Origin of the sequence: Campylobacter concisus (assembly GCF_003048875.2) — a bacterium.
Lineage (GTDB): Bacteria > Campylobacterota > Campylobacteria > Campylobacterales > Campylobacteraceae > Campylobacter_A > Campylobacter_A concisus_AU.
This window is the reverse complement of the sequence record NZ_CP049264.1, coordinates 947,417-970,814: the sequence shown is the minus strand read 5'-3', so window position 1 is coordinate 970,814 and position 23,398 is coordinate 947,417. Positions and strand designations below refer to the sequence as shown.

General features: G+C 41.9%; 19 protein-coding genes. 18 read left to right on the top strand and 1 reads right to left on the bottom strand.

All coding sequences use genetic code 11. From position 1 onward, the window contains the following. Positions 1–104: 104 nt before the first annotated feature. The 6 genes from hypB (at position 105) to CVT07_RS04830 (ending at position 4,196) form a co-directional block, all read left to right on the top strand. Positions 105–917 carry a hydrogenase nickel incorporation protein HypB gene (gene hypB / locus CVT07_RS04855; protein ID WP_021087642.1) on the top strand — a complete coding sequence of 271 codons (813 nt, stop codon included), beginning with the start codon at positions 105–107 and terminating at the stop codon, positions 915–917. Then, on the top strand, positions 917–1,156 hold the full coding sequence (locus CVT07_RS04850; protein WP_009293878.1) for a HypC/HybG/HupF family hydrogenase formation chaperone: 240 nt from the start codon (positions 917–919) through the stop codon (positions 1,154–1,156). Before hypB ends, CVT07_RS04850 begins: the two co-directional genes overlap by 1 nt. After that, the gene (hypD, locus tag CVT07_RS04845) at positions 1,156–2,244 is read left to right on the top strand and encodes a hydrogenase formation protein HypD (RefSeq protein WP_021085824.1); all 1,089 of its coding nucleotides are present in this window, start codon (positions 1,156–1,158) and stop codon (positions 2,242–2,244) included. The genes CVT07_RS04850 and hypD overlap by 1 nt, the downstream gene beginning before the upstream one ends. Before the next feature lie 8 nt (positions 2,245–2,252). After that, positions 2,253–3,245: a hydrogenase expression/formation protein HypE gene (hypE, locus tag CVT07_RS04840; RefSeq protein ID WP_107937566.1), complete on the top strand. Its 993-nt coding sequence runs from the start codon at positions 2,253–2,255 to the stop codon at positions 3,243–3,245. Further along, positions 3,245–3,586, top strand: a complete 342-nt coding sequence (hypA, locus tag CVT07_RS04835) for a hydrogenase maturation nickel metallochaperone HypA (RefSeq protein WP_021085088.1) — start codon at positions 3,245–3,247, stop codon at positions 3,584–3,586. Before hypE ends, hypA begins: the two co-directional genes overlap by 1 nt. Before the next feature lie 196 nt (positions 3,587–3,782). Continuing rightward, complete coding sequence (locus CVT07_RS04830) at positions 3,783–4,196, top strand: hypothetical protein (protein WP_230855742.1); 414 nt, start codon at positions 3,783–3,785, stop codon at positions 4,194–4,196. A 75-nt stretch (positions 4,197–4,271) separates the two neighbouring features. On the opposite strand, the gene CVT07_RS04825 is transcribed toward CVT07_RS04830, so the two are convergent. Further along, positions 4,272–6,737, bottom strand: a complete 2,466-nt coding sequence (locus CVT07_RS04825; protein ID WP_107937612.1) for an AsmA-like C-terminal domain-containing protein — start codon at positions 6,735–6,737, stop codon at positions 4,272–4,274. Between the two features lie 73 nt (positions 6,738–6,810). On the opposite strand from CVT07_RS04825, the gene mltG reads away from it, so the two are divergent. From mltG to CVT07_RS04765, 12 genes are all read left to right on the top strand, one after another. Further along, on the top strand, positions 6,811–7,755 hold the full coding sequence (gene mltG / locus CVT07_RS04820) for an endolytic transglycosylase MltG (RefSeq protein ID WP_107937564.1): 945 nt from the start codon (positions 6,811–6,813) through the stop codon (positions 7,753–7,755). Between the two features lie 63 nt (positions 7,756–7,818). Beyond that, positions 7,819–9,993 (top strand): NADP-dependent isocitrate dehydrogenase, encoded by a 2,175-nt coding sequence (locus CVT07_RS04815; protein WP_107937562.1) that lies wholly within the window; start codon positions 7,819–7,821, stop codon positions 9,991–9,993. Positions 9,994–9,996: 3 nt separating this feature from the next. Beyond that, on the top strand, positions 9,997–10,890 hold the full coding sequence (locus CVT07_RS04810; RefSeq protein WP_107937560.1) for a lactate/malate family dehydrogenase: 894 nt from the start codon (positions 9,997–9,999) through the stop codon (positions 10,888–10,890). Positions 10,891–10,898: 8 nt separating this feature from the next. Beyond that, complete coding sequence (locus tag CVT07_RS04805; RefSeq protein ID WP_009293870.1) at positions 10,899–11,210, top strand: 4Fe-4S dicluster domain-containing protein; 312 nt, start codon at positions 10,899–10,901, stop codon at positions 11,208–11,210. After that, positions 11,207–12,337, top strand: a complete 1,131-nt coding sequence (locus CVT07_RS04800) for a 2-oxoglutarate synthase subunit alpha (RefSeq protein WP_107937558.1) — start codon at positions 11,207–11,209, stop codon at positions 12,335–12,337. Before CVT07_RS04805 ends, CVT07_RS04800 begins: the two co-directional genes overlap by 4 nt. After that, positions 12,327–13,172: a 2-oxoglutarate ferredoxin oxidoreductase subunit beta gene (locus CVT07_RS04795; protein WP_107937556.1), complete on the top strand. Its 846-nt coding sequence runs from the start codon at positions 12,327–12,329 to the stop codon at positions 13,170–13,172. Before CVT07_RS04800 ends, CVT07_RS04795 begins: the two co-directional genes overlap by 11 nt. Continuing rightward, positions 13,169–13,720, top strand: coding sequence for a 2-oxoacid:acceptor oxidoreductase family protein (locus CVT07_RS04790; protein WP_021087611.1), 552 nt, complete (start codon positions 13,169–13,171; stop codon positions 13,718–13,720). The genes CVT07_RS04795 and CVT07_RS04790 overlap by 4 nt, the downstream gene beginning before the upstream one ends. Before the next feature lie 40 nt (positions 13,721–13,760). Further along, positions 13,761–14,183, top strand: coding sequence for a heat-shock protein (locus tag CVT07_RS04785; protein ID WP_107849559.1), 423 nt, complete (start codon positions 13,761–13,763; stop codon positions 14,181–14,183). Positions 14,184–14,618: 435 nt separating this feature from the next. Continuing rightward, the gene (sdhA, locus tag CVT07_RS04780) at positions 14,619–16,457 is read left to right on the top strand and encodes an 8-methylmenaquinol:fumarate reductase flavoprotein subunit (protein WP_107936661.1); all 1,839 of its coding nucleotides are present in this window, start codon (positions 14,619–14,621) and stop codon (positions 16,455–16,457) included. A gap of 9 nt (positions 16,458–16,466) precedes the next feature. Beyond that, a complete protein-coding gene (gene sdhB, locus CVT07_RS04775) occupies positions 16,467–17,432 on the top strand; it encodes an 8-methylmenaquinol:fumarate reductase iron-sulfur subunit (RefSeq protein WP_107936663.1) in 966 nt (321 codons plus the stop codon). Between the two features lie 2 nt (positions 17,433–17,434). Continuing rightward, a complete protein-coding gene (gene sdhE, locus CVT07_RS04770; protein WP_107936665.1) occupies positions 17,435–18,292 on the top strand; it encodes an 8-methylmenaquinol:fumarate reductase membrane anchor subunit in 858 nt (285 codons plus the stop codon). A gap of 320 nt (positions 18,293–18,612) precedes the next feature. Further along, on the top strand, positions 18,613–23,313 hold the full coding sequence (locus CVT07_RS04765; protein WP_107936667.1) for a hypothetical protein: 4,701 nt from the start codon (positions 18,613–18,615) through the stop codon (positions 23,311–23,313). Positions 23,314–23,398 lie beyond the last annotated feature (85 nt).

Sequence of the window (23,398 nt, the reverse complement as noted above, 5' to 3'; positions counted from 1 at the left end):
AACGGGTTAATTTATCTCATTTGCATAAAATGCCCTTAAATTTTAATTTTATTTTTAAATTTAAGCGTTAAAATCTCTGAAAATTAATAAAAAAGGATAATAAAATGTGTAAAGACTGCGGTTGTTCAATGGGTAATCACGCCCACACTCACACTCACGCTGATGGTACCACTCACTCACACCCACACACTCACGATGGGCATACAGATCACGCTCATGACGCACACGAGCATAGCCACGAGGCTCATGCACACCCTGTGCTAAACGAGAGCAAAACCATAGACGTGATAGAGAAAATTCTCTCTGAAAACGACAAAGAGGCCGCTCATAACAGAGCGCATCTTGATGAGAAAAAGATACTTTGTGTAAATTTGATGAGTAGCCCAGGCGCTGGCAAAACTACGCTTTTAGAGGCTACGATAAAGGCTAGTAAATTTAAAATAGGCGTTGTCGAGGGTGATTTAGAAACAAATCAAGATGCCGACCGCATAGTAAAAGCTGGCGCAAAAGCTCATCAGATAAGCACAGGCCAGACCTGCCACTTGGACGCTTTTATGGTGCATGAGGGGCTTCATCATCTGCCACTAAACGAGCTTGATCTAGTCTTTATAGAAAATGTTGGAAATTTAGTCTGTCCTGCAAGCTACGACGTTGGCTCGCACTTTAACGCTGTGCTTCTTTCAGTGCCAGAGGGCGATGATAAGGTTAGCAAATATCCAGTGATGTTTAGGGCTGCTGACGTGCTTTTGATCACTAAAGCTTCGCTCGCACCGCACTTCGACTTTGATATCGAGAGAGTGAAAAACGACGCTAGAAAACTAAATCCAAAGGTCGATATCTTTGTAGTAGATAGCAAAACAGGCGAGGGCATCGATAAATGGATAAGTTATTTGGAATTTAAAAAAGAGCTAAGATAATGTGCCTCTCGATCCCTTCAAAAGTAATAGAAATAGACGAAAACAACGTCGCTACCGTCGAGACTCTGGGCGTTACTAGAAAGGTAAGCCTAGATCTCATATCTGAAGAGGTAAAAGTTGGCGAATACGTGCTAATCCACGTTGGATACGCCATGCAAAAGATCGACACGCAGTTTGCGCTTGAGAGCTTGGAGGTCTATCAAAAGATCGCTGAGGATATGGACGCGGGGAAAATTTGATGGATCTTATCAATGACTTTCGCGATAAAAATTTAATCCTAGCCCTTTCAAAACTGATACAAAAAGAGAGCGTAAAACCGCTAAATATCATGGAAATTTGCGGCGGCCATACGCATAGCATTATGAAATTTGCACTGCCAAGCTTGGTTGGAGAGCATATAAATTTCGTCCATGGCCCAGGCTGTCCAGTCTGCGTGATGCCAAAGAGCCGCATAGACGAGGCCTGTAAGCTAGCCAGCATGGATAACGTTATCTTTTGCACGCTAGCTGACATGCTAAGAGTGCCTGGCTCAAAGACAAGCTTGCAAAAGCTTCGCGGCGAAGGACACGACATAAGGGCACTTTACACGCCACTTGATGCACTAAATATCGCTAAGCAAAATCCAGACAAAAAGGTTATATTTTTTGCCATTGGCTTTGAGACAACGACGCCGATGAGCGCAAATTTGGTTGAAAAAGTGGTGCAAGAGGGCATTAAAAATTTATACTTTCATATAAATCACGTGACCGTCCCAGCGCCAGTTAGAGCTATAATGAGCGATGAAAACGTAAGGATAGACGCATTTTTGGGACCAAGTCACGTGAGCGTCATCACGGGCAGTAAAATTTACAAAGAATTAGCGAGTGAATTTAAAAGGCCCATCGCCATTAGCGGTTTTGAGCCGCTTGACATCATGGCAAGTGTGCTAAATTTAGTCCGTCAGCAAAACGCAGGCACCTATGAAGTCTATAACGAGTACGCAAGAGCGGTCAAAGAAGAGGGCAACGTCAAGGCAAAAGAGCTCATAGCTAAGTACTTTGAGCCGTGCGACTTTGTCTGGAGAGGCCTTGGCGAGATAGCGCAAAGCGGCATGAAGCTAAAAGATGAGTTTGCCTATCTTGACGCTAGAGTGCAGTTTGACTGCAGTGTAGAGAGCGCTGGCGAGAGCAAGGCTTGCATTTGTGGGCAAATTTTAAGGGGGCTGGCAAAACCGACTGATTGTAAGGTCTTTGGCAAGGTCTGTAACCCACAAAATCCGATAGGATCGTGCATGGTATCAAGCGAGGGCGCTTGTGCGGCATATTTTAAATACGCAAGAGTTGGTTAAGGAATTTAATGAAAAAGATAATGCTAAGCCACGGCGGCGGCGGCGAGGAGATGAACTCGCTTATAAACGAGACGATATTTAAAATTTTTGATAATGAAATTTTAAGACAGAGCAACGACTCAGCGATACTAAATTTAAACGGCAAGATCGCATTTAGCTCCGATAGCTTTGTGGTAACTCCCATTTTTTTTAATGGCGGCGACATCGGCAAGATCGCGGCTTGTGGCACGATAAACGACCTTGCGATGGTTGGAGCAAGCGCAAAATACCTAAGCTGCTCGCTCATCATCGAAGAGGGGCTTAGCATAGAGGAGCTTGAAAAGGTGCTTGGCTCGCTTGCAAAAACTTGCAAAGATAGCGGAGTGAGCGTGGTTTGCGGCGATACGAAGGTCGTGCCAAAGGGCAAATGCGATAAAATTTTTATAAACACAGCAGGCATCGGCGAGATAGTTTGCGAAGGCGTGGAGCTTAAAAATTTAAAAGCAGGAGCAAAAATCTTAATCTCTGGAGATGTTGGCAGACACGGCGGCGTGGTGCTAGCTGCAAGAGAGGAATTTGAGCTTGGGCTTGATCTAAAAAGTGACTGCAAGAGCCTAAAAGAGGTTGTTTTAAAGCTGCTTAGCTCTGGCATAAAGCCACAAACTATGCGTGATGCGACAAGGGGTGGACTAAGTGCGGTGCTAAACGAGTGGGCTAAATTTAGCAAATTTGACATCTTAGTTTTTGAAGAAAATATCAAGGTCGCAGACGAAGTGATGGGCGTTTGTGAGCTGTTTGGATTTGAACCTTATGAGCTTGCAAATGAGGGCACTTTTGTAATGGCTGTTGATGAGAGCCAGGCTGAAGAGGCACTTAAAATTTTAAGAGAATTTGATAAAAACGCGATGATAATAGGCGAGGTAATGGAGGCAAAAAACGAGCGTGTCATCATCGAAAACGCCTATAAATCAAGAAGATTTCTCGAGCCGCCAAAGGGCGAGCTGCTACCAAGGATCTGCTAATGCACGAGCTTAGTATCGTTCAAAATTTAGTTAGCCTTTGCGAGAAAAATGCTGCCAAAGAAAACGCAAAAGAGATAAGCAAGATCGAGATAAAGGTTGGTCGCTTAAGCGGAGTGGAGCCACACTATCTAGAGAGTGCCTTTGATGTTTATAAGGCTGGCACGATCTGCGAAAACGCTGAGCTTGTCATAAATTTACAAGGCATTGTCGTAGAGTGTTTGGACTGTGGATTTGGCGGGGAGCTTAGCGAAAATGACTTTACTTGTCCAAAGTGTAAAAGCCAAAATTTAAAGGTGACTGACGGCGAGGATATGTATCTTATGCGCCTTGAGATGAAGTAAAATTTTACGTATTATAATGCGTAAAATTTTATGAATTTATTGATTTTTTATGGATAGTGTTAAATTTTTCTCAATCAAACGCCTAAAGAGCTATAAAAACGAGCAAGAGCATAAAAAGAACTTTTTGCTAGTACAGGCTGGCTTAAAAGCTTGGTATTTATAAATTGCCATTAGAAATTTAGATTTTAAGGCTTTAGTGGATAATAACAAGGTAGATATTTTAAGCTCTTTTGGCGGCTACTTTGAGATAGATGATCTCTTTGTCTCAAAGCAAACTTTTGGATTTTGGGCAAAAATCATCGATGAAGCCAAAATCCACAATGATATCGTCAATCTTGATAAGCTTGATTTTAAAAAGTATTCTAAATTTAACCGCAAAAATAAACTTTTAAACTATCAAAAAGTAAAGATTTTATATGACCTTGCTGTTAAAATTCGAAATCGAGCATTTCATTTTGAAAATCTTTATAAGCTAAATGACGATCAAACGCCGAGAATTTCAACTCGTGTTGGTAAAACTTTAGTAGGCATTGATCCGCAAATGTTAGAAGATTTCATTAATGATGCGTTGTTTTGTTTTGATGAAGATCTGGCAAGATACTTAGAATGAGTGGCGGATAATAAGTTCCGCCGTGAACTTCGTCGCAATTATACTAAACAATAATTATTTTATGCTTAACGCTTTTTACTCAAATATCAAAAACGGAGCCTGCAGAACGTTTCTTATTATCTTTAGTGGCGAGAGCAGGGCGTCTTGCAATATCTGCGTCGAGTACTCGGGCTTTTCAGTCGTGCCACGTATAGCGATGACGGTTGAGAGCGAGCGGTCTTTACCAAGGATGATTTGGTTGATAAGTGGGATCTTGTCGATGATGCCGCTTGCGTCTTTTAGTATCTTTAGCTCAAGGTCGATGTTTATCTTTTTGCTCTTTAGATCGATCGTACCACGTCCGCCGATATCTGCGCTCGTGCCTATCATCTCAATCGCTAAAAACTCGATCAAGTCGCCCTTTCTAGTAAGTAAAATTTTGCCGTTTTTTACAGTAAAACCTTTGTCATTAAAGTCAGGCGTTTTAAAGCTAAGAAGCGACGGCACCGAGTTTAAAAAGCTTAAAAGCCTTTGATAAAAGATGTAGTCTTTTAGATACGTGCCAAAAAATCTCACCTCAGCCTTGAAATTTTTAGAGCTCTCCCCAAGCATTTTTAGGCGAAATTTACCGCCCTCAAAGCTCTTGGTGCCTAAAAGACCATTGATAAACTCACCGCTTATATCAGTTGCGTCTAAATTTATGCTTTTCTCATCGCTAAAATATCCAACTCTGCCTTGCTTTGCTAGCCCATTTAGCGAGGTGCTTTTGCCTTTTTTCTCGGCGCTAAAGCTGGTAAATGGCAAGGTTTTGTTTAAGTCCTTTAAGATGATGTCGCCATTTTTTGCAAAGAGCTCAAGTGGCGTGCTTTGCTCTTTTGTGCTGTTGTCATCAAGCACAAGCAAATTTAGGTCGTTGCTCTTAGCTTCTATGCCTTTTTCGGCGATATTTAAAGAGAGTTTTTTGCTCGCACTTTGCACCTTTACGCCAGCCTTTGAGACCGTGATCAAAAAGTCGTCACTATCATATTTTGAGCCATTTTTATCCAAAAACGGCATGTCAAATTTAAGCCCTTTTGCCAAAATTTCAAGATTAACAAAGTCCTTGCTCTTTATGCTCACATCATCAAAGCCAAGCACGCCATTTTGCTTTAAAAGTGGGGAGTTTTGCATGATGAAGTTGCTGTTTTTTGTAGCTATCATGCTCTCATCGCCAAAGCTTAAATTTAGTCCAAAAGGCTCAATGCTAAGCGTGGTCTCACTTGGCTTACTAAAGTCAAGAAGTGCTGTAAATGGCTCATTTTTAAAGGCTAAAATTTCATCATTTTTCTCTTTTAGATCAAAGCTTTCTATGACGCCTTTTATCTCACCGGTGCTTTTTTGTAAATTTATATCTGCTTTTGCATTTGCTCTGAAAAAATCAAGCCCAAAGCCGCTTGCATCGATGTTTAGCGTAGAAGTATTTACAAGCTTTACAAGGGCACTTTTAGCGTTAAATTTACTCCCAGCGATATCTAAAACCGCATCACTTATCTTAAAATCGCCATTTGCGATGACGCTTTTTTCATCAAAATTTTCTAAGCTTTTTTCGTCAAGCTTTATCAAAATTTTTAAGCTAGCATCCATTTTGCCGCTTAGCTGCCTAACTGGCACGTTGATCTTATAAGCTCTTAGTATCTCATTTATCGCCTCATCGTAAATAGAATTTGTCTTTATAAAAAGCTCTAAATTTGCACTTTTTTCATCAAAGATGTTGTTTATCGCGACGTTTGAGCCATCAAGATTTTTGCCCTTATAAACAGGCGCTGTAAGGTCAAATTTAAGCTTCGAGTTATTAAGCGTGATGTTTGCCTCAGCGACATTTACAGCTGGCAAGCCTTTATCAAATTTAACAAGTAAATTTTTGGCATTTGCAGTCGCGTTTAGCTCGTTTAAGAAAAGATCATTCTTTTTAAGGTCAGCCTTGCCGTTTATCTCATTTAGATGATAGTCATCAGCCACGATGTAGCCATATATCCAGTTTTTAACCTCGCTGTTTAGGTGTATGCGGCTATCAAGCTCAGCGATGAAGTCCTTGATGCTGCCAGCATTTACGTCATAGGCCTTGTAGGTTAAAAGCGTATCTTTTAAGGCAAAGCTAAGCTTGCCATTTAGCTCGTGCGAGGTGAAATTTCCATCAAATTTATAGTCATCCTTGTCAAAATTTGCACTGCCCTCGCCGCTGATGCTTACGTTAAAATCTTTAAGACTTAAATTTTTTACTATGAAGCGATCTATGCCATCTTGCTGCTCTTTTTGAAATTTGATATCGATGTTTAGATAAGGGCTATCAACGAAAAATATATCATCTAAAAATAAAATTTTGATCTTGAAATCATTGCCTATTTGCACACTCTCAAGCAAAATTTCTTGAAAAAATGTATCAAGATAATCAACGCCCTGACTAAGGTTTAAAAGTCTCTCATCGCTACTTTTTTGCGCCATGTCTTTTTTGAAGCTTGGTAGCTTGATCTGCTTTGCTCTTACAATTATTTTTTTATCTAACTTTATATATAATTGCTCCAATTTTACGCCGTAAAACTCGAAATCGTTAATTTTTATGCCGTATTTTAAAAGCAAAAGAAGCGAAAGAATCAAGATGATAAAAAATTTTATAAAAAAGCCATACCTAGATATTTTCTTTGATATCGTACTCATCGTCGTCCTAAGTCTTTTTGTATATTTGGCACGCCCCATAAACACGAGCAAAGTCGTCTTTGTGCCAAAGGGAAGTGTGGGCGAGATTATATCTTATTTAGCTAATCGCAACTTTAACTTAAGTGCGATCGACAAGTATGCCATGCGCTTCATCGGCTCGCCTCAGTCTGGCTGGATCGAGATAGGCAAAGATAAAATTTCAAGGATTGATTTTTTAAAGAGACTTGCCAAAGCAAAGGCTGCGATGACCGAGATCACGCTCATACCTGGTGAAACGACGATCGTTTTTTTAAATCAAATCGCTGCCCAGCTTGGACTTGACGGAGCTAAACTAAATAGCGAGTATAACGCCCTTGCGCCAGCGAGCGATGGCTTTTTAATGCCAAATACTTATAAAATTCCAGTTGGCATCAGCGAAAGGCACCTAGCTTATTACCTCGTAAATTCATCTAAAAAGGCGCAAAGCGAGATCAGTAGGAAAATTTTTGGCGAATACAACGAGAAAAAGTGGTTTAAAATTTTAACCATCGCTTCAATCATCCAAAAAGAGGCCGCAAACGACGCTGAGATGCCACTTGTCGCCTCAGTCATCTACAACCGCCTAGATAAGGGCATGAGACTGCAGATGGATGGCACGCTAAATTATGGCATCTACTCGCACGATGTGATCACGGCTGAGCGTATAAGAAGCGATATGAGCGAGTTTAACACCTATCTAAACGACGGCATACCGCCAAGTCCAGTCTGCTGTGTCTCTATAAGTGCGATAAAAGCGGCGATAAACCCTGCAAAGAGCGATTATCTATACTTTGTGCTTGATAAAAAGGCAAAAAAACACATTTTTTCAAAAACCTTAAGCGAGCACAATCAAAATATCGCAAAATAGGGCTAAAATACAACTAGCTTTAATAAAAAACGTGATAAATTTCAAAAAAACAAAAGGGCTAAAATGAGTGACATTATCTGGACAAAAACCGACGAAGCACCGCTATTTGCAAGCTACTCTCTCTTTCCTATCGTTAAGAGTTTTTTATCACGCGCTGGCATTAGCATAACTAGGGCTGACATAAGCCTAGCTGGGCGAATTTTATCTCTTTTTAGCAAAGAGCTTGGGCTAAACAAGGCTGACGAGCTAGAGCTTTTGGGCGAGCTAACCGCGCACAAAGAGGCAAATATCATAAAACTGCCAAACATCTCAGCCACGCTCGTTCAGCTAAAAGCTGCTATTGAGGAGCTTAGAAGCAAGGGCATAAACGTGCCATTTTATCCAGATGAGATCATCACAGACTACGACGAAGAGGTCGCTAAAAAATATGCAAAAGTGCTTGGTAGCGCTGTTAATCCGGTGCTAAGACAAGGAAACTCAGACAGAAGAGTTTTGCCACCGGTTAAAGAATTTGCCAAAAAGCACCCACATAGCAACGGCAGCTGGGACAAGGCAAATAAAACTAAAATTTGCTACATGCAAAAGGGCGATTTTTACGAAAATGAGCGCTCAATCATCGCTAGCAAAGATGAGAAATTTTATATAAATTTTATAAGTTTAGATGGCAAAAAGGAGCTTTTAAAAGAGCTTGCCGTTCAAAGTGGCGAGATCGTGGATGCTACCTTTTTAAGCTCAGATGAGCTAGATAAATTTTATGAAAGCTGTTTTGAGACTGCGCTAAAAGAAAATTTAACCCTTAGCCTTCATCTAAAATGCACGATGATGAAGGTTAGCGACCCAGTCATCTTTGCGCATGCGATAAAGAGCTATTTTAAAGAGGTTTTTGAGTTATTTGGTGAGGAGTTTAAGGCTCACGGCGTTGAGGCAAAAAACGGCTTAAAAGATATGTTTTCTAAAATTTCTCAGCTTAAAAATAAAGATGAAATTTTGGCTAAATTTGATGAAATTTTGAGCAAAAAGGCAAAAATTTGGGCACTAAATGAAAGTGCCAGCAACTTTGACGTGCCAAATGACGTCATCATCGACGCCTCCGTGCCTGCGCTAATTAGAAACTCTGGCAAGGTAAAAGATAAGGACGGCGAGCTAAATTTCTCACTTTGCATGATCCCAGATAGGACTTATGCTAGAGTTTATGAGGCCTGCGTGGCGGACTTTAAAGAGCATGGTGCGCTTGATGTGAGCAACATTGGCAGCGTGGCAAACGTGGGGCTAATGGCTAAAAAGGCCGAGGAGTACGGCAGTCACGATAAGACTTTTATCGCAAAAGAGGACGGAGAATTTGTTGTTTGTAACGAAGCTGGCGAGAGTGTCTTTAAATTTAGCGTTAAAAGTGGCGACATTTTTCGGATGACGCAGGCCAAAGAAGACGCGATAAATGCGTGGTTTGAGCTTGCTTTAAAAAGAGGCGAAATTTCAAAAGATGAGCTTATATTTTGGCTAGATAGCAGCCGCGCTCACGATAGAAATTTGATAGCTAAATTTGAAAAATTTAGAGATAATTTTACTAGTGCTGGCGTGAAATTTGAAATTTTAAACTACGAGCAAGCGACTATAAGATCGCTTGAAGCAATAAGAGCTGGCAAAGACGTCATAGGCGTCACTGGCAACGTTTTAAGAGACTATCTAACCGATCTTTTCCCGATATTTGAGCTAGGTGGCAGCTCAAAAATGCTCTCAGTTGTGCCACTACTCGCTGGTGGAGCGATGTTTGAGACAGGAGCTGGCGGAACGGCTCCGACGCTTGTAAAAGAGCTAAAAGAGAGAAATCACCTGCTTTGGGATAGCTTAGGCGAGTTTTTGGCGCTTAGTGCTTCGCTTGAACATTTAGCGTTTTTTAGGCAAAAAAAAGAGGCAAAAGAGCTAAGTGACGCGCTAAATAGAGCTGTTGCTAGCTATTTGGACGAAAATAAAACTCCAAATGCCACTCTTGATACTAGAGAGTCGCACTTTTATTTGGCACTTTTTTGGGCAAGAGAGATGGCAAAAAGTGGCGGGATTTTAAGTAAAATTTTTGAAAATTTAGCAGACGAGCTAGAGAAAAATGAGAGCGAAATTCTAAAGCAGATCAGAGAAAAAGATGGTGCAAGCGTGGAATTTGGGGGATACTACCTGCTAGATGAAGCAAGAGCTAATGAGGTCATGAGACCAAGTGAAATTTTAAATCAAATAATAGGATAAGAGATGAAAATAAGTGTAGTTGGAGCTGGAAACGTCGGTGCTAGCATAGCTTATGCGCTTTGCATGAGAGAGCTTTGCGATGAGATCGCGCTTGTAGATATATTTGGCGACGTGGCGCGCGCAAAAGCGATCGACCTAGCGCAGTCAAGCTGCGTCTTTAACGCTAAAACTAGCGTTTGTGGTGGCGATGATTTTGTGCTAATTGAAGGCAGTGACATCGTCATAGTCACAGCTGGAAGCCCAAGAAAAGAGGGTCAAACAAGAGAAGATCTTCTACTTAAAAACGCCGTTGTCGTAAAGCAAACTGCGCAAAAGATAGCTGAATTTGCCAAAAACGCAGTGATAATAGTCGTCACAAATCCGCTTGATGTGATGGTCTGGACGGCTCATAAATTTAGCGGTTTTAGCAAAAACAAAGTGATCGGCATGGCTGGCGAGCTAGATAGCGCAAGGTGCAGATATGAGCTAGCGCTTTTAAAAGATAAGGACCCTAGCAAGCTAAGAGCAAAGATCGTCGGCGCTCACAATGACGAGATGATCGTATCAGCTAGCAACATAAGCGAAAATTTAAATGAAAATGAGCTAAAAGTGCTCAAAAAAGAGACAAGCACTGGCGGTGCAAAGATCGTTAAACTGCTTGGCACTTCAGCTTACTACGCACCAGCGGCTGCTGCTGTGAAGATGTGCGAGATGATCGTTGGTAAGAGCGACGAGATAATAAGCGCTAGCGTGCTAATAGATGATGAGCTAAGTTGCGGCAGGCTAGTAAGGCTTGGGCGCGATGGCTTAAAAGAAATTTTAGAGCTAAATTTAGACGAAAACGAGCAAGAGCAGCTAAACAAAAGCGAAGCTGAGATTAGAAAAAATATCAAATTTTTAAAAGAAAACTTAGAGTAGGAAGATATATGATCGTAAAAGAAAATGTCCCAGTTTGGGTCGATGAGAGCAGGTGTAAGGCCTGTGATGTCTGCGTGAGCTACTGCCCAGCAGGCGTGCTAGGTATGAGGCTTGAGCCAAAGGCGGTGCTTGGCAAGATGATAGAGGTGGTCTATGCTGACTCATGCATAGGATGCCGTGACTGCGAGCTTCACTGCCCTGATTTTGCCATTTATGTGGCTGATAAAGGCTTTAAATTTGCAAAGCTAACGCCTGAAAGTAAAGAGCGAGCTGCAGCCGTAAAGGCAAATAAATTTGCAAAACTTGGAGAGAGCGCATGAGAGAGGTAGTATCAACTGGAAATGCCCTAGTAGCAATGGCTGCGGTCGAGTGTGGCTGTAACTTCTTTGGCGGATATCCTATCACTCCAAGTAGTGAGATCGCCCACGAGCTAAGCGTGCTTTTGCCAAAACATGGCGGCACTTTTATACAGATGGAAGATGAGATAGCTGGCATTTCCGTAGCACTTGGCGCAAGTGCGAGCGGTGCTAAAGCGATGACTGCTAGCTCTGGACCTGGAATTTCACTAAAGGCTGAGCAAATAGGCCTTGGCTTTATCGCTGAGATACCACTTGTCATCGTAAATGTCATGCGCGGTGGCCCATCAACTGGTCTGCCTACCCGCGTCGCACAAGGCGATATCTTGCAGGCTAAAAACCCAACTCATGGCGATGTAAATATGATAGTGCTAGCGCCTAGCAGCCTAGAGGAGTGCTATACGCAGACGGTTCGTGCATTTAATCTCGCAGCTAGGTTTATGACGCCAGTTATGCTGCTACTTGATGAGACGATAGGCCACATGCAAGCAAGGGTTAGTTTGCCAGAAATCAGCGAGCTAGAAATTTATAAAAGAAGAGAATTTAGTGGCGAGCCAAAAGAGTATAAACCATATGAGGCAGCACCAGACGAGCCAGCCACGCTAAATCCTTTCTTTAAAGGCTATCACTACCACATAACTGGGCTTCATCACGGCGCTACTGGCTTTCCAACAGAAGATGGCAAGATCGTTGAATACTCGATGAATAGGCTGTTTAACAAGATAAATTTACACACTGATGAGTGCGAGAAATTTGAAGAGTTTATGCTTGATGACGCTGAAATTTGCATCATCGCTTTTGGTAGCGTGGCGCTTTCGGCTAAGCAAGCGATATTAAATTTACGCGAAAAAGGGCTAAAAGTAGGGCTGTTTAAGCCACTCACACTTTTTCCAGCTCCAGCTAAAAAGCTAAAAGAGATATCAGATAAATTTAATAAAATTTTGGTCTGCGAGCTAAATTTAGGTCAATATAGTGGCGAAATTTCAAAGATCATCTTAAGAGATGACTTTGCAAAACTGCTAAAAGCAAACGGCAGACCGATAAGCCCAAGCGAGATCGAGGCGAAGATAGGAGAAATTTATGGCTTTTAATTACGATAAATATTTACGAACAGATAAAATGCCTACTCTTTGGTGCTGGGGCTGCGGCGACGGCGTAATACTAAAGGCGCTTATACGCGCTATCGACACCATGGGCTGGGACATGAACGACGTTTGCGTGGTCTCAGGCATAGGCTGCTCTGGCCGTTTTAGCGGATATCTTGACTGCAACACCATCCACACAACTCACGGCAGAGCCGTAGCTTACGCGACTGGCGTAAAGATGGCAAATCCAGACAAGCACGTCATCGTGGTAACTGGCGACGGCGACGGACTAGCGATCGGAGGCAACCACACGATACATGGATGCCGCCGAAATATCGGGCTCAATCACATCCTAATCAACAACTTCATCTACGCGCTAACAAACTCGCAAACCAGCCCAACCACGCCAAAGGGCATGTGGACGGTCACAGCGCAATACGGCAACATCGATCCTAGCTTTGATGCCTGTAAGCTCGCAACTGCCGCAGGCGCTAGCTTTGTCGCGCGTGGTAGCGTCATCGAGCCAGAGAAGCTTACAAAGATCTTTGTAGAGGGCTTTAGCCACGATGGATACAGCTTTTTTGATGTATTTTCAAACTGCCACATAAATTTAGGCCGCAAGAACAAAATGGGCGAGGCGGTGAAAAATTTAGAGTGGATAAAGGGTCGCACGACGAGCAAGGTTAAATTTGACATGCTAAGTGACGAGGAAAAAGAGGGCATTTTCCCACTTGGCGTGCTGCATAAAGATGAAGAAAAAATAGAATACACCAAGGCTTACGACAAGGTAAGAAAGGCTGCTATGAGCAATGAAGCGATAAATTTTGAGGAGCTAGCATGAAGTCACAACTAAGATTTGTCGGCGTTGGCGGACAGGGCGTCATACTAGCTGGCGAGATCCTCTCAGCTGCCAAGATAAAAGCAGGCGGATACGGCGTCAAGGCCTCTACCTACACATCTCAGGTGCGTGGCGGCCCAACGAAGGTCGATATCATACTTGACGAGAAAGAAATTTTATACCCTTATGCAAACGAGGGCGAGATAGACTTTATGCTTGCCACTGCGCAGATAAGCTACAACGCCTTTAAAAGTGGCGTGAAAGAGGGTGGTGCGATCGTTGTCGAGCCAAATTTGGTAAAAGTAAGCGACGAGGACAAAAAGCGCTGGAAAATTTATGAAATCCCTATCATTTCTATCGCAAAAGACGAGGTCGGTAACGTCATCACTCAAAGCGTCGTGGCTCTTGGTGTGGCTGTGGCGATGAGTAGGTGCATGGATGAAAATTTAGTGCGTGAAGAGATGCTAGCAAGCGTGCCAGCTAAGGTCAAAGAGGCAAACGCCAAAGCTTACGAGCTAGGCCTAAAATACGCAAAAGAGCTTTTAAAATAGAAAATTTGGCTAAATTTAAATTTAGCCAAAACCTCCCAAAATGGATCAGATAAAACTAGAAAATTTCCGCAAAGAATATGGCTTTGAGATGCCGATCGTTAGGAGCTTGCCGGCTGGTGAGTGCATAAAGATAAGAGAAAATTTACTTCATAAATTTAGCCTAGATGATATAGATGAGTTTTTTAAGATGGATAAATTTAGCAGGCTTGATGGCTTTAATGCAGACGAAGCAAATTTTGATATAAAAGCCGTTTTTAGCAAGCTTAACATCGCCACGCCAAATGAAATTTGCATAAATTTTAATAAATTTGAGAACATTGATATTTTGCATTTTGATGACCTTTCTAAATTTTTTAGCGATGTCTGGTATCCGTCACTTGATGACATTGAGATATTTGATATAAATTTAAGCTTCATTTTCTCAGTCAGACACTATGGGGCTATCTATTATTTTACTCTCTAGCTATCAAAAATTTACAAATTTATATGATTTTTGATAATCATACGATTTTTATCCCATTTAAATTTATTAGTTTTAATTATTTATTTAATTTTAAGTAATATCCTCAAAGATGCGTAAAATTGGCTATTTTATAACATCTTATCTATTTTTTTTATTAATATATTGCGAGATAATATTATTTTTTTATCTTTATCGAAATAATAAATTTATAAGTAGTAGCTACAAATACGATAAAATGGTTTTTTACTAAATGATTTTAGCTATTAAATCTCACTATATAACCTAAAATAAATCTTTATGTTTCTTTTAAGTAAATTTTATGTAAAGTTTCATTATTAATTTTTTTATTAATATAGTTATTTTAAAAAATATTAAGAAATGAACTGGCGGTGCGTTTTTTGACGCTAATAAACTTATTAAAATAGGAAGTTATCAATGAGTGAAAAATTTACCAGAAGAGAATTTCTACAAAGCGCCTGTATCAGCGTAGGTGCGCTAGCTACAACAGCTGGTGCGACCAATGTTTTTGCTGGCGAGTTACCAAAGGGCAATGAAAATGGCTTGCCATCTGTTGATGTGCTAATAATCGGCTCTGGCGGTGCTGGACTTCGTGCAGCAACAGCCGTTCGCAAGCAATATCCAAACTCAACCGTCGTTGTCGCTACAAAGATGATGTCATCACGTAACGCGACCTGTATGGCAGAGGGTGGTATAAACGGCGTTACTGACTTTAGTAACGGCGACAGCTTCAAGCTTCACGCGTATGACACCGTAAAAGGTGCAGCTTATCTTGCTGATCAAGATGCAGTTGTGAAATTTTGCGAGGCAGCAGGCGCAGTCATCCACGAGTTAGATTACAACGGCATGCTCTTTTCTCGTAAAGATAACGGCGACGTGGCATTTCGTTTCATGGGTGGCGCTAGCAAAAAACGTTGTAACTACGCAGCTGATAAAACTGGTCACGTTTTGATGCACGCCTGTCTTGACGACGCTATCACAGCTGGCGTTAAATTTCTAATGGATCACGAGCTACTTGAGATCGGTCTTGAGGATGGTAAGGTTGAAGGCGTCGTTCTTCGCAACATCCAAGATGGTCAAATTTACCCAGTTCTTTGCAAATCTCTAGTCATTGCAACTGGCGGATACACTAGAATTTTCTATAACCGCACATCAGTTCCATTTATAGCAACAGGCGATGGCATCGCTGCTGCGCTTAAAGTAGGTCTTGGTTTTGAAGACCCTGAGATGCTTCAGTTTCACCCAACTGGCGTTCAAAATGGCGGCACGCTAATCACAGAAGCAGCTCGTGGCGAGGGTGGTTACTTGCTAAACAACAAGGGCGAGCGCTTTATGAAAAACTATCACGAAAAGATGGAGCTAGCTCCTCGTGACGTCGTCGCTCGTGCGATCGAGACAGAAATTCGCGAGGGTAGAGGCTTTGGCGAGGGTATGAGCGCTTATGTACTTTGCGATGTTCGTCACCTTGGCAAAGATACTATCATGAAAAAGCTTCCAAAAATTCGCCACACTGCGATGCTTTTCCAAGATATCGACCTTATCGAGCAACCAGTGCCTATCCGCCCAACAGCTCACTACTCAATGGGTGGCATAGAGGTAGCTAAATTTGATGATATGAGCACAAAAATCCCTGGAATTTATGTAGGTGGTGAGGCTTCATGCGTATCTATCCACGGTGCAAACCGCCTTGGCGGTAATAGCCTAACTGACGCAGTTGTAACTGGCGATCTAGCTGGCAAAGGTGCTGGTGCTTACGCTCAAAATGCAAAATTTGCAAGCGGTAAGAAAACTTCTGAGCTAGCAAAAATGTGGCAAGATAAATTTAAAGCTATAGCAACAGGTGAGGGCGGCGTAAATGATATGTACGCACTTCGTGAAGAGCTTGGTAAAAATAACTGGGATCTAATGGGTATCTTTAGAACTGGTGCTAAACTAGACCAACTCTCTAAAAACCTAGAAGCTATCCAAGCAAAATATGACACCCTTAAAGTGCCAAATCAAAACCCAGTCATGAACACAGCATTTACTGACTATGTCGAGCTTGGCAACCTTATACTTCTTTCTCGTGCAGCATGTCTTGCAGCGCAAAATCGTCTTGAGAGCCGTGGTGCTCACACAAGAGAGGACTATCCAAAAAGAGATGATGTAAATTTCTTAAAACACAGCATAGTCACACTAAAAGACGGCAAGCTTGAACTTAGCTACAAAGACGTTGTGACAGGCATATTTTCACTTGACGGCAAGAAGCCAGAGTAAGGAGCTAGGATGAAAATTATTATCGACCGTTTTGACGGAACTAAAAAATATGAATCAACTTATGAGCTAACAAATGAAGAGATCAAAGGCAAAACTCTTTTAACGGTGCTTTTTAACATCAAACAAAAAAAGGATGCGACGTTAAATTTCACAGCATCTTGCCGCTCAGCGATATGCGGTGCGTGCGCTGTTAGAGTAAATGGTCACTCATATCTAGCTTGCGATACAAAGATGAACGAGCTTTTGGCTGAGTATGGCAATCCAGATACTATTAGAATTTCACCACTTGGAAATTTTAAGGTTATTTCAGATCTTATGGTGGATTGGGAGCCAAGTATCGAAAATTTACGCAAGATCAAACCAAGCATCACTGCTAAGCCAGAATTTAGCGCTGCAAAAGGCTGTAAGCAAAGCCAAAAAGAGTACGACAAAGTCGCACTTGAATGGGACTGCATACTTTGCGGTGCATGCGCTAGCGAGTGTAATAAACTTGAAGCAGACGCGAGTGATTATATGCAGCCATTTGTATTTGTTCATGCTTATAGAGCTGCCTTTGACTCACGTAGCAAAGATCCTATGCCACACCTAAAACCAGCTATCGATAATGGCCTTTGGATGTGTGTAAAATGCCAAGAGTGTGCTGATCGCTGTCCAAAAGGCATAAGCGCATGCGGCGACATAACTGATCTTCGCATCATGGCTATACAAAAAGGCTTTAATGAGGGCATGGGACCAGATCACGCTGAGGCGTTTTTGACTGATCTAGTTGAAGGCTCAGGCAGACTAAATGAGGTTAGACTTGCACTTCGTTCAGAAGGCGTTATCAAAAATATGGGCAAACTAGACATCGCTGCAAACTTAATGCTTGCTGGCAAGATGAATCCGCTTCATGTATTTGGCGAAGAAGACATAGAAGGTCATGACGATCTAGTAAAAATGATAAATGCGGCTCGCAAAGCTGCTAGTAAGGAGTAATTATGCAAAATGAATTCGCTTTTTTCCCAGGATGCGTACTCACTCAAGCAGCTAAAGAGGCTAAGATGTCGCTTGAGGCCATCGCTCCAGTACTTGGCTGGAAGCTTCACGAGATAAAGGGCTGGAGCTGCTGTGGTGCTCAACAAGCACAAGACGTCGATCCTATGGCTGCACTTGTAGCAAATGCTAGAAATATAGCGCTTGCAGAGCAGATGAATATGCCGATGCTTACGACATGCTCAACTTGTATGCTAACTCTAACAAGGGCTAAAAGCACGCTTGACAAGGGTGCAAAAGATCGTATAAATACATTTTTAGCTGAAGGCAATATGAAATATAACGGTACATCTGAGGTAACAAGCCTTCTTTGGGAGCTTTACCAAAATGTCGATACGCTAAGAGCAAAGGTTGTTAAACCACTTAGCGGTCTAAAAGTAGCGCTATTTTACGGCTGCCACAGCCTAAGACCTGAAAAAGATCTACATAACAAAGAAAGCTCAGTAAATCCAAAGAGCTTTGAAACTGTTGTAAGCGCACTTGGTGCTACTATCGTGCCATTTGAGAAAAGACTTGACTGCTGCGGCTTCCACGCTAGCTATCCAGCTGGAAAATCAGTAAGAAAAATGTCAAGCCAGATCGTAAATAACGCTGATCAAAATGGCGCAGACGTAGTTGTCACTCCATGCCCACTTTGCCAAATGCAACTTGACATCTATCAAGAGAGATATCAAGATGAGAACCACTCAGATGTTAGAAAACCTATCATCCACCTCTCTCAGCTTGTAGGTCTTGCACTTGGCCTATCTGTGGAAGACTTAGGTCTTGATCTAAACATCATCGACGCTAGCAAGATAGCGTAAATTTTATCCCACGTCTTTTGGCGTGGGAAATTTCAAACATAAATTTTTCAAAATAAATAAAATTTGATAACAAAATAGTTTTAAAATTTACTTTGTGATATAGAAATTTTCTTACTGCTAAAATTTATTTAAATTTGCTCTTTTATATAATTGTAAAAATAGCGTATCATCAGGCAATCACACTAAGTTTTAGATACAAAAAAGAGCGGTAAAATGACAATTTTTTATATAAAATTACTTTATTTATTTTGTAATACTTTTGGCTATAATCGCGTGAAAATTTAAATGGATGTTTTAGTTTTAAATTTAAAGGATGAAAGATGCAAAGCGTTGGTGTCGTCGCAAAGATAAGTGGAAAAGTTTTTGTAAAACGAAACGGAAAGTTGATCTTGCTAAAGCAGGGCGACGAGATATTTTTGGGCGATGAGATCATCACGCAAAGCAGCAACGACACTATCGTTGTAAATTTCGACCACGCTGCGCCTATCACGCTACTTGAACCACAAACTATCATCATCACAAAAGAGCTATCAAATGCAAAATTTGACGCCCAAGGCAATGAAGCGCAAGTAGAAGAAGACAAGAGAAGGATTTTTGGCGAGAGCGAAGAGTCTAGTAGTAAAAGCAGCGACGAAAGCGCTCAAGGCTCTAGCCACCACTCTCATGGCTCAAGTCATGGTAGCGACGCAGCAAGCATAAATGGATCAAATTTTGACACGCAAGGGCACATCTCAAACGTAGTTTGGTTTGACGGTGGTACGCTAGAACTGCCAGCCATTATCTCAAGCGAGCCAGCAATGCCAGTTAGTTCTATTAGTGGAGCAGCGCCAGTAGTGGTTGAGCAAAAAGAGAGCGCTCCAGCTATACCAGCGCCTAGCATTTCACTTTTAAAAGACCTTGACGGCGATGGTTATATCAATATCGCAGAAGCAGGCGGCGATCCTAATCACACAAGCATGGCTGTTGCTTTTAACAATGACTTCAAGCCAGGCGACAAAGTGACGCTAGAAGTTGTAAATAACGGCGTAAAAACCACACTTTCTTACAAAGTAGATCCTGCAGGCACAAGCGTGATAAATGAAAACAATCCAAGCGAAATTTTGCCTATCACGCCAAATGCAACAAATCCAGATCAAAAAGAATTTATCATCCCAAGCGTTGCTATCACGCCAAATGCCCCGTTTAATGTAAGCTCTAGCATTACACTAGCAAATGGCGCTAGCTCAGCTCCAGCAAAGGCAGCCGCAAGCGTTGATACTGTTACGCCAGCTCTTAGCTTTACAAAGGTGGTTTTAGGAAAAGACCTAAACGGCGATGGCGTGATAGATGCTAGCGAAAATGGCTTTAATCCAGCCAGCAGTACGCCAAGTGACGATGCGAAGATCGTTTTATCACCAAATATGAAAATAGGCAACAAGATAAAGCTCACTACTACTGATCCAGACGGCACTTTGCATGAAAAGACGCTTGTTAAAACATCTAGTGGCACGCTTGTGGATAAAGATAGTGGCGAGAGCTATCCACTCACAAGTGAGAGCGGCGGAAATGTTGGCTTTAACGTGGCAAGTGCTGTTAAAATTTCATCATCAATGCCAACAAATGTAAATATCCAAATGATAAGCAAGTCAGGCAACCCAGGTGCGACAGATACGATAACTATCGCAAATAATAACGATCCGATCGCCGTTTTTACCCTTGATGAGAACAAAGACGGCATTATAAATGCAGCCGAACTAGCTAAAAGTGGTGGCACGGCGTCGCTTATCGATATCTATGTGCCAAACAACGCCGCAGTTGGCGACAAGATCCGCATAAAGGTCGATGACCCAGCTAGCACACCAACAAGCGTCACAAAGACCTATACTATCGCACCTGACGGACTTACTGCCACGCTTGATGGAGGTAGCGAGACTATCTCTATCCAAAATGGCAAGATCACAGTTACTGACCCTACGAGCTCAACTGATCCAAGCAGAAAAAAGCTAAGCACGACGATCATTGATGGCACGACTGGAGCTTTAAAAGCTTCAAGTGTGAGTGAAATTTCAAGCGATACGGTCGCACCTGTTAGGTCTCCGCACGTGCAGTTTGCAAAAGATAGCGATAAAGACGGCGTGCTAACTAGTAAAGAGAGTGGCTTTAGTCCTGATGGCGTGAAGACCTCTATAAAGATGAAAATTCCAAACGACGCAAGAGATGGCGATAAATTTGAGATAGATATCGCAGGAAGCGACGGCAAAACAGATAAGATAACCATTAAAATTTCTCAAAACGCATCCGGCACATATAGTGCCACAAGAGATGATGGTGTAGCTATTAGTGTAAATAATGGCACCATAGAGACCACGACAAAACTTTATGGCGTTACGACAAATTTCACGACCACATTTACCGACAAAGCTGGCAACAAAGCAGACCCAGTCACAGACGAGATCACCGTAGATAACAGCATAAAGGTGCAGTTTGCAAGGGATAATGACGGAGACGGGCTAATTGATAGCATCACAACCCCTTCTGGCTCACCATCAACCCAAAGCGACCTTGATATCTACGTACCTAGCAACGCAAAACCAGGAAGCAATGTAAGCGTCACTATCTCAACTCCGACCATACCAGCTGTAACTACAACGGTTAAATACACAATAAGCGACGATGGACTAACCGCCTTGCCAAGTGACGGCTCAGCACCACTTCCTATCGTGGATGGTAAATTTAGCATACCAAATGTCCCTATCTCGGTCGATCACTCTACGCCTGTTAGAGCTACTATCACGACACCAAACGAGGTCACCACAACTGATGGCGTTCGCGGCAGACTCTTTGACTTTGGAATTTTAAGCTACATAGATGACGTCAAGCTTGCCACGCAGATAGATGGCGGAGCTATAAATATCGCTAAATACCTTAGGGTAGAGGACTACGAGAAGGTTATCCAGAAAAATAATTTTGATGATGAGACAAAAACTATAAAAGAGTACAACATCTCACTTACTAATGACGAACAGCCAAATATTATATTTGGCGTGGACCGCGACCCTGGTACAAAGCTTCGTTTAGCACTTGAGGATGATCATGGCAATGCCAAAATTTTACCAAGCGGGCAAACATATATAGATCTAACAGTCGGCGCAGATAAGCGTGTAAATATGGACTTTGAGGCCCTTGGTATAAAGCTAGATGAGAGATACTCAAACATAAGAGCGACCGTTTTAAAGAGTGATGACACAAAGGATGATGACCTAATGGTTCATGTAGACCTAGACGCCACCCCTGATGCGATCGGCACTCCAACGGCAACTTCACATGTAACTAGTGTAGATATCTCAGGTAGTGTTGGCACCGATGCTAGTGGCAACAACACGCTAAATAAAAACACCATAAACAAAGTAGATCTTTACGATCTGCTAAATTCCGTCCATAAAAGCTCAGCTCTTGATGATACGCACAGCTACTCTGAAAATTTTGCCCTGCCAGCAAACAGCACCGGAGCAAATTTCATGATAAAAAATGCCGACACCGCAGGAAACGTCTCTGTTAGCACAGTAACTTTTATCGGCAATAGCGGCCTTGATGCTGATATGTGGTTTTATAACTACGTAGATCCATCGTGGAGGGCTAGAGTTGGTGGCGATTCTGGTGTTTACTCGCAGCGAGGGGGCAAATCCATCTATAAAGACTATATTAAAATTTACTCTCCAAGTGCCTCTACTACATATGACGTTGTGCAGTTTGCCTCTGGGACGCACTATAAGACCCTGTCTGATCAGGGCAATATGCATGCAGAAGATCTAGCAAGAGTGGGTAGATATGGCAGTGATGCCTTGTATAACGCATCTAATCCATACGCACCAAAGAAATTTATAAACGGCGTAGATACGACTGCTGGCACGGGAGAAAATATAAGCTTTGCAAATGGCACATTAAAAGGCAAGCCTGGCAACTACACGCTTGGAGAGTCAAACCCTGTTGGCTCTGACCTTGTCATGAAAATGGATGGTTGGATATATGTAAATGCTCCTGGGACATACTCAGTAAGAGCAGCCGACCTACACAACTATGTAGAGCTAACCATAAATGGCAATACACAAAAATTTGGAAGTGCAACAACATTTATAAATCCGTCCACAGAAGTATCATATGGCAAAAATGGTCAATGGTGGAGCAGGGATTTTACATTTAATAAGGCTGGCTTTTATAAATTTGATATGGAGTATATGGACGGAACTGGCGAGATGAATTTATCTTTATACATAATGCAAAAAAATAGTGCGCCAGCTAGTGGACCTTATCCGATAGACACTTTAGTAGGATCAGAGCATAGCGGTACTCGCCTCTTTAGTAACAACTATGTCGAAGCGCTCATTCAAAATGATTTTATAAAAAAGATAGGCACTACAAATTCATACGAGATAAATACGAGCAAATATAGCGAGGCAAATTTTGGAGACCCAATCTATCTAAAACAAGAAGGCGATGTAAAGGGCGGCAACCTAGATGATGCTTTTGTTTATAGCAAGGGTAGGGCGATAGACGGCAAAGGCGGAGTAGATACGCTTATAGTGGTTGATGATGTTGATTTTTCAAATTTAGACAATGTTAAAAAGATAAATAACTTTGAAAAAGTACAACTTGGCAGTGCAGATCAAGCTGTTTCTATAAAATTTAGTCCAAATGGCATCTTTGACATCGTAGATAGTAGAAATACAAGAGATGCGAGCAATAGTGCAGCCAGCGAGAGCGTAAATACCGTGCTAAAAGTTATAGGCGATAGTAAAGACCTGGTGCAGCTTACGCATGATTTTGTAAAAGCCACAAAAGCAGATATCACCACGCTAAATAATAAACATAGCGTCGTTGGCGATACGTACAACAAAGTAGATGTCACAAGCGATGGTGACGCGGTAAATCAAGTCTATAAAGCAACCTTTAATCGCCAAGAAGTTATCAATGGTAACACAATAAATTCAAAGCACACCGTTTTTGTCGAGATCCAAGACGGCGTGCAAGTTGATCTGTTGTAAAGCTCATCTTGGTTCTTGCAAGAGTAGCAAGAATAGTCTATAAATTTAATCTTACGTAGTTTTATATATAAAATAATATGTAAAA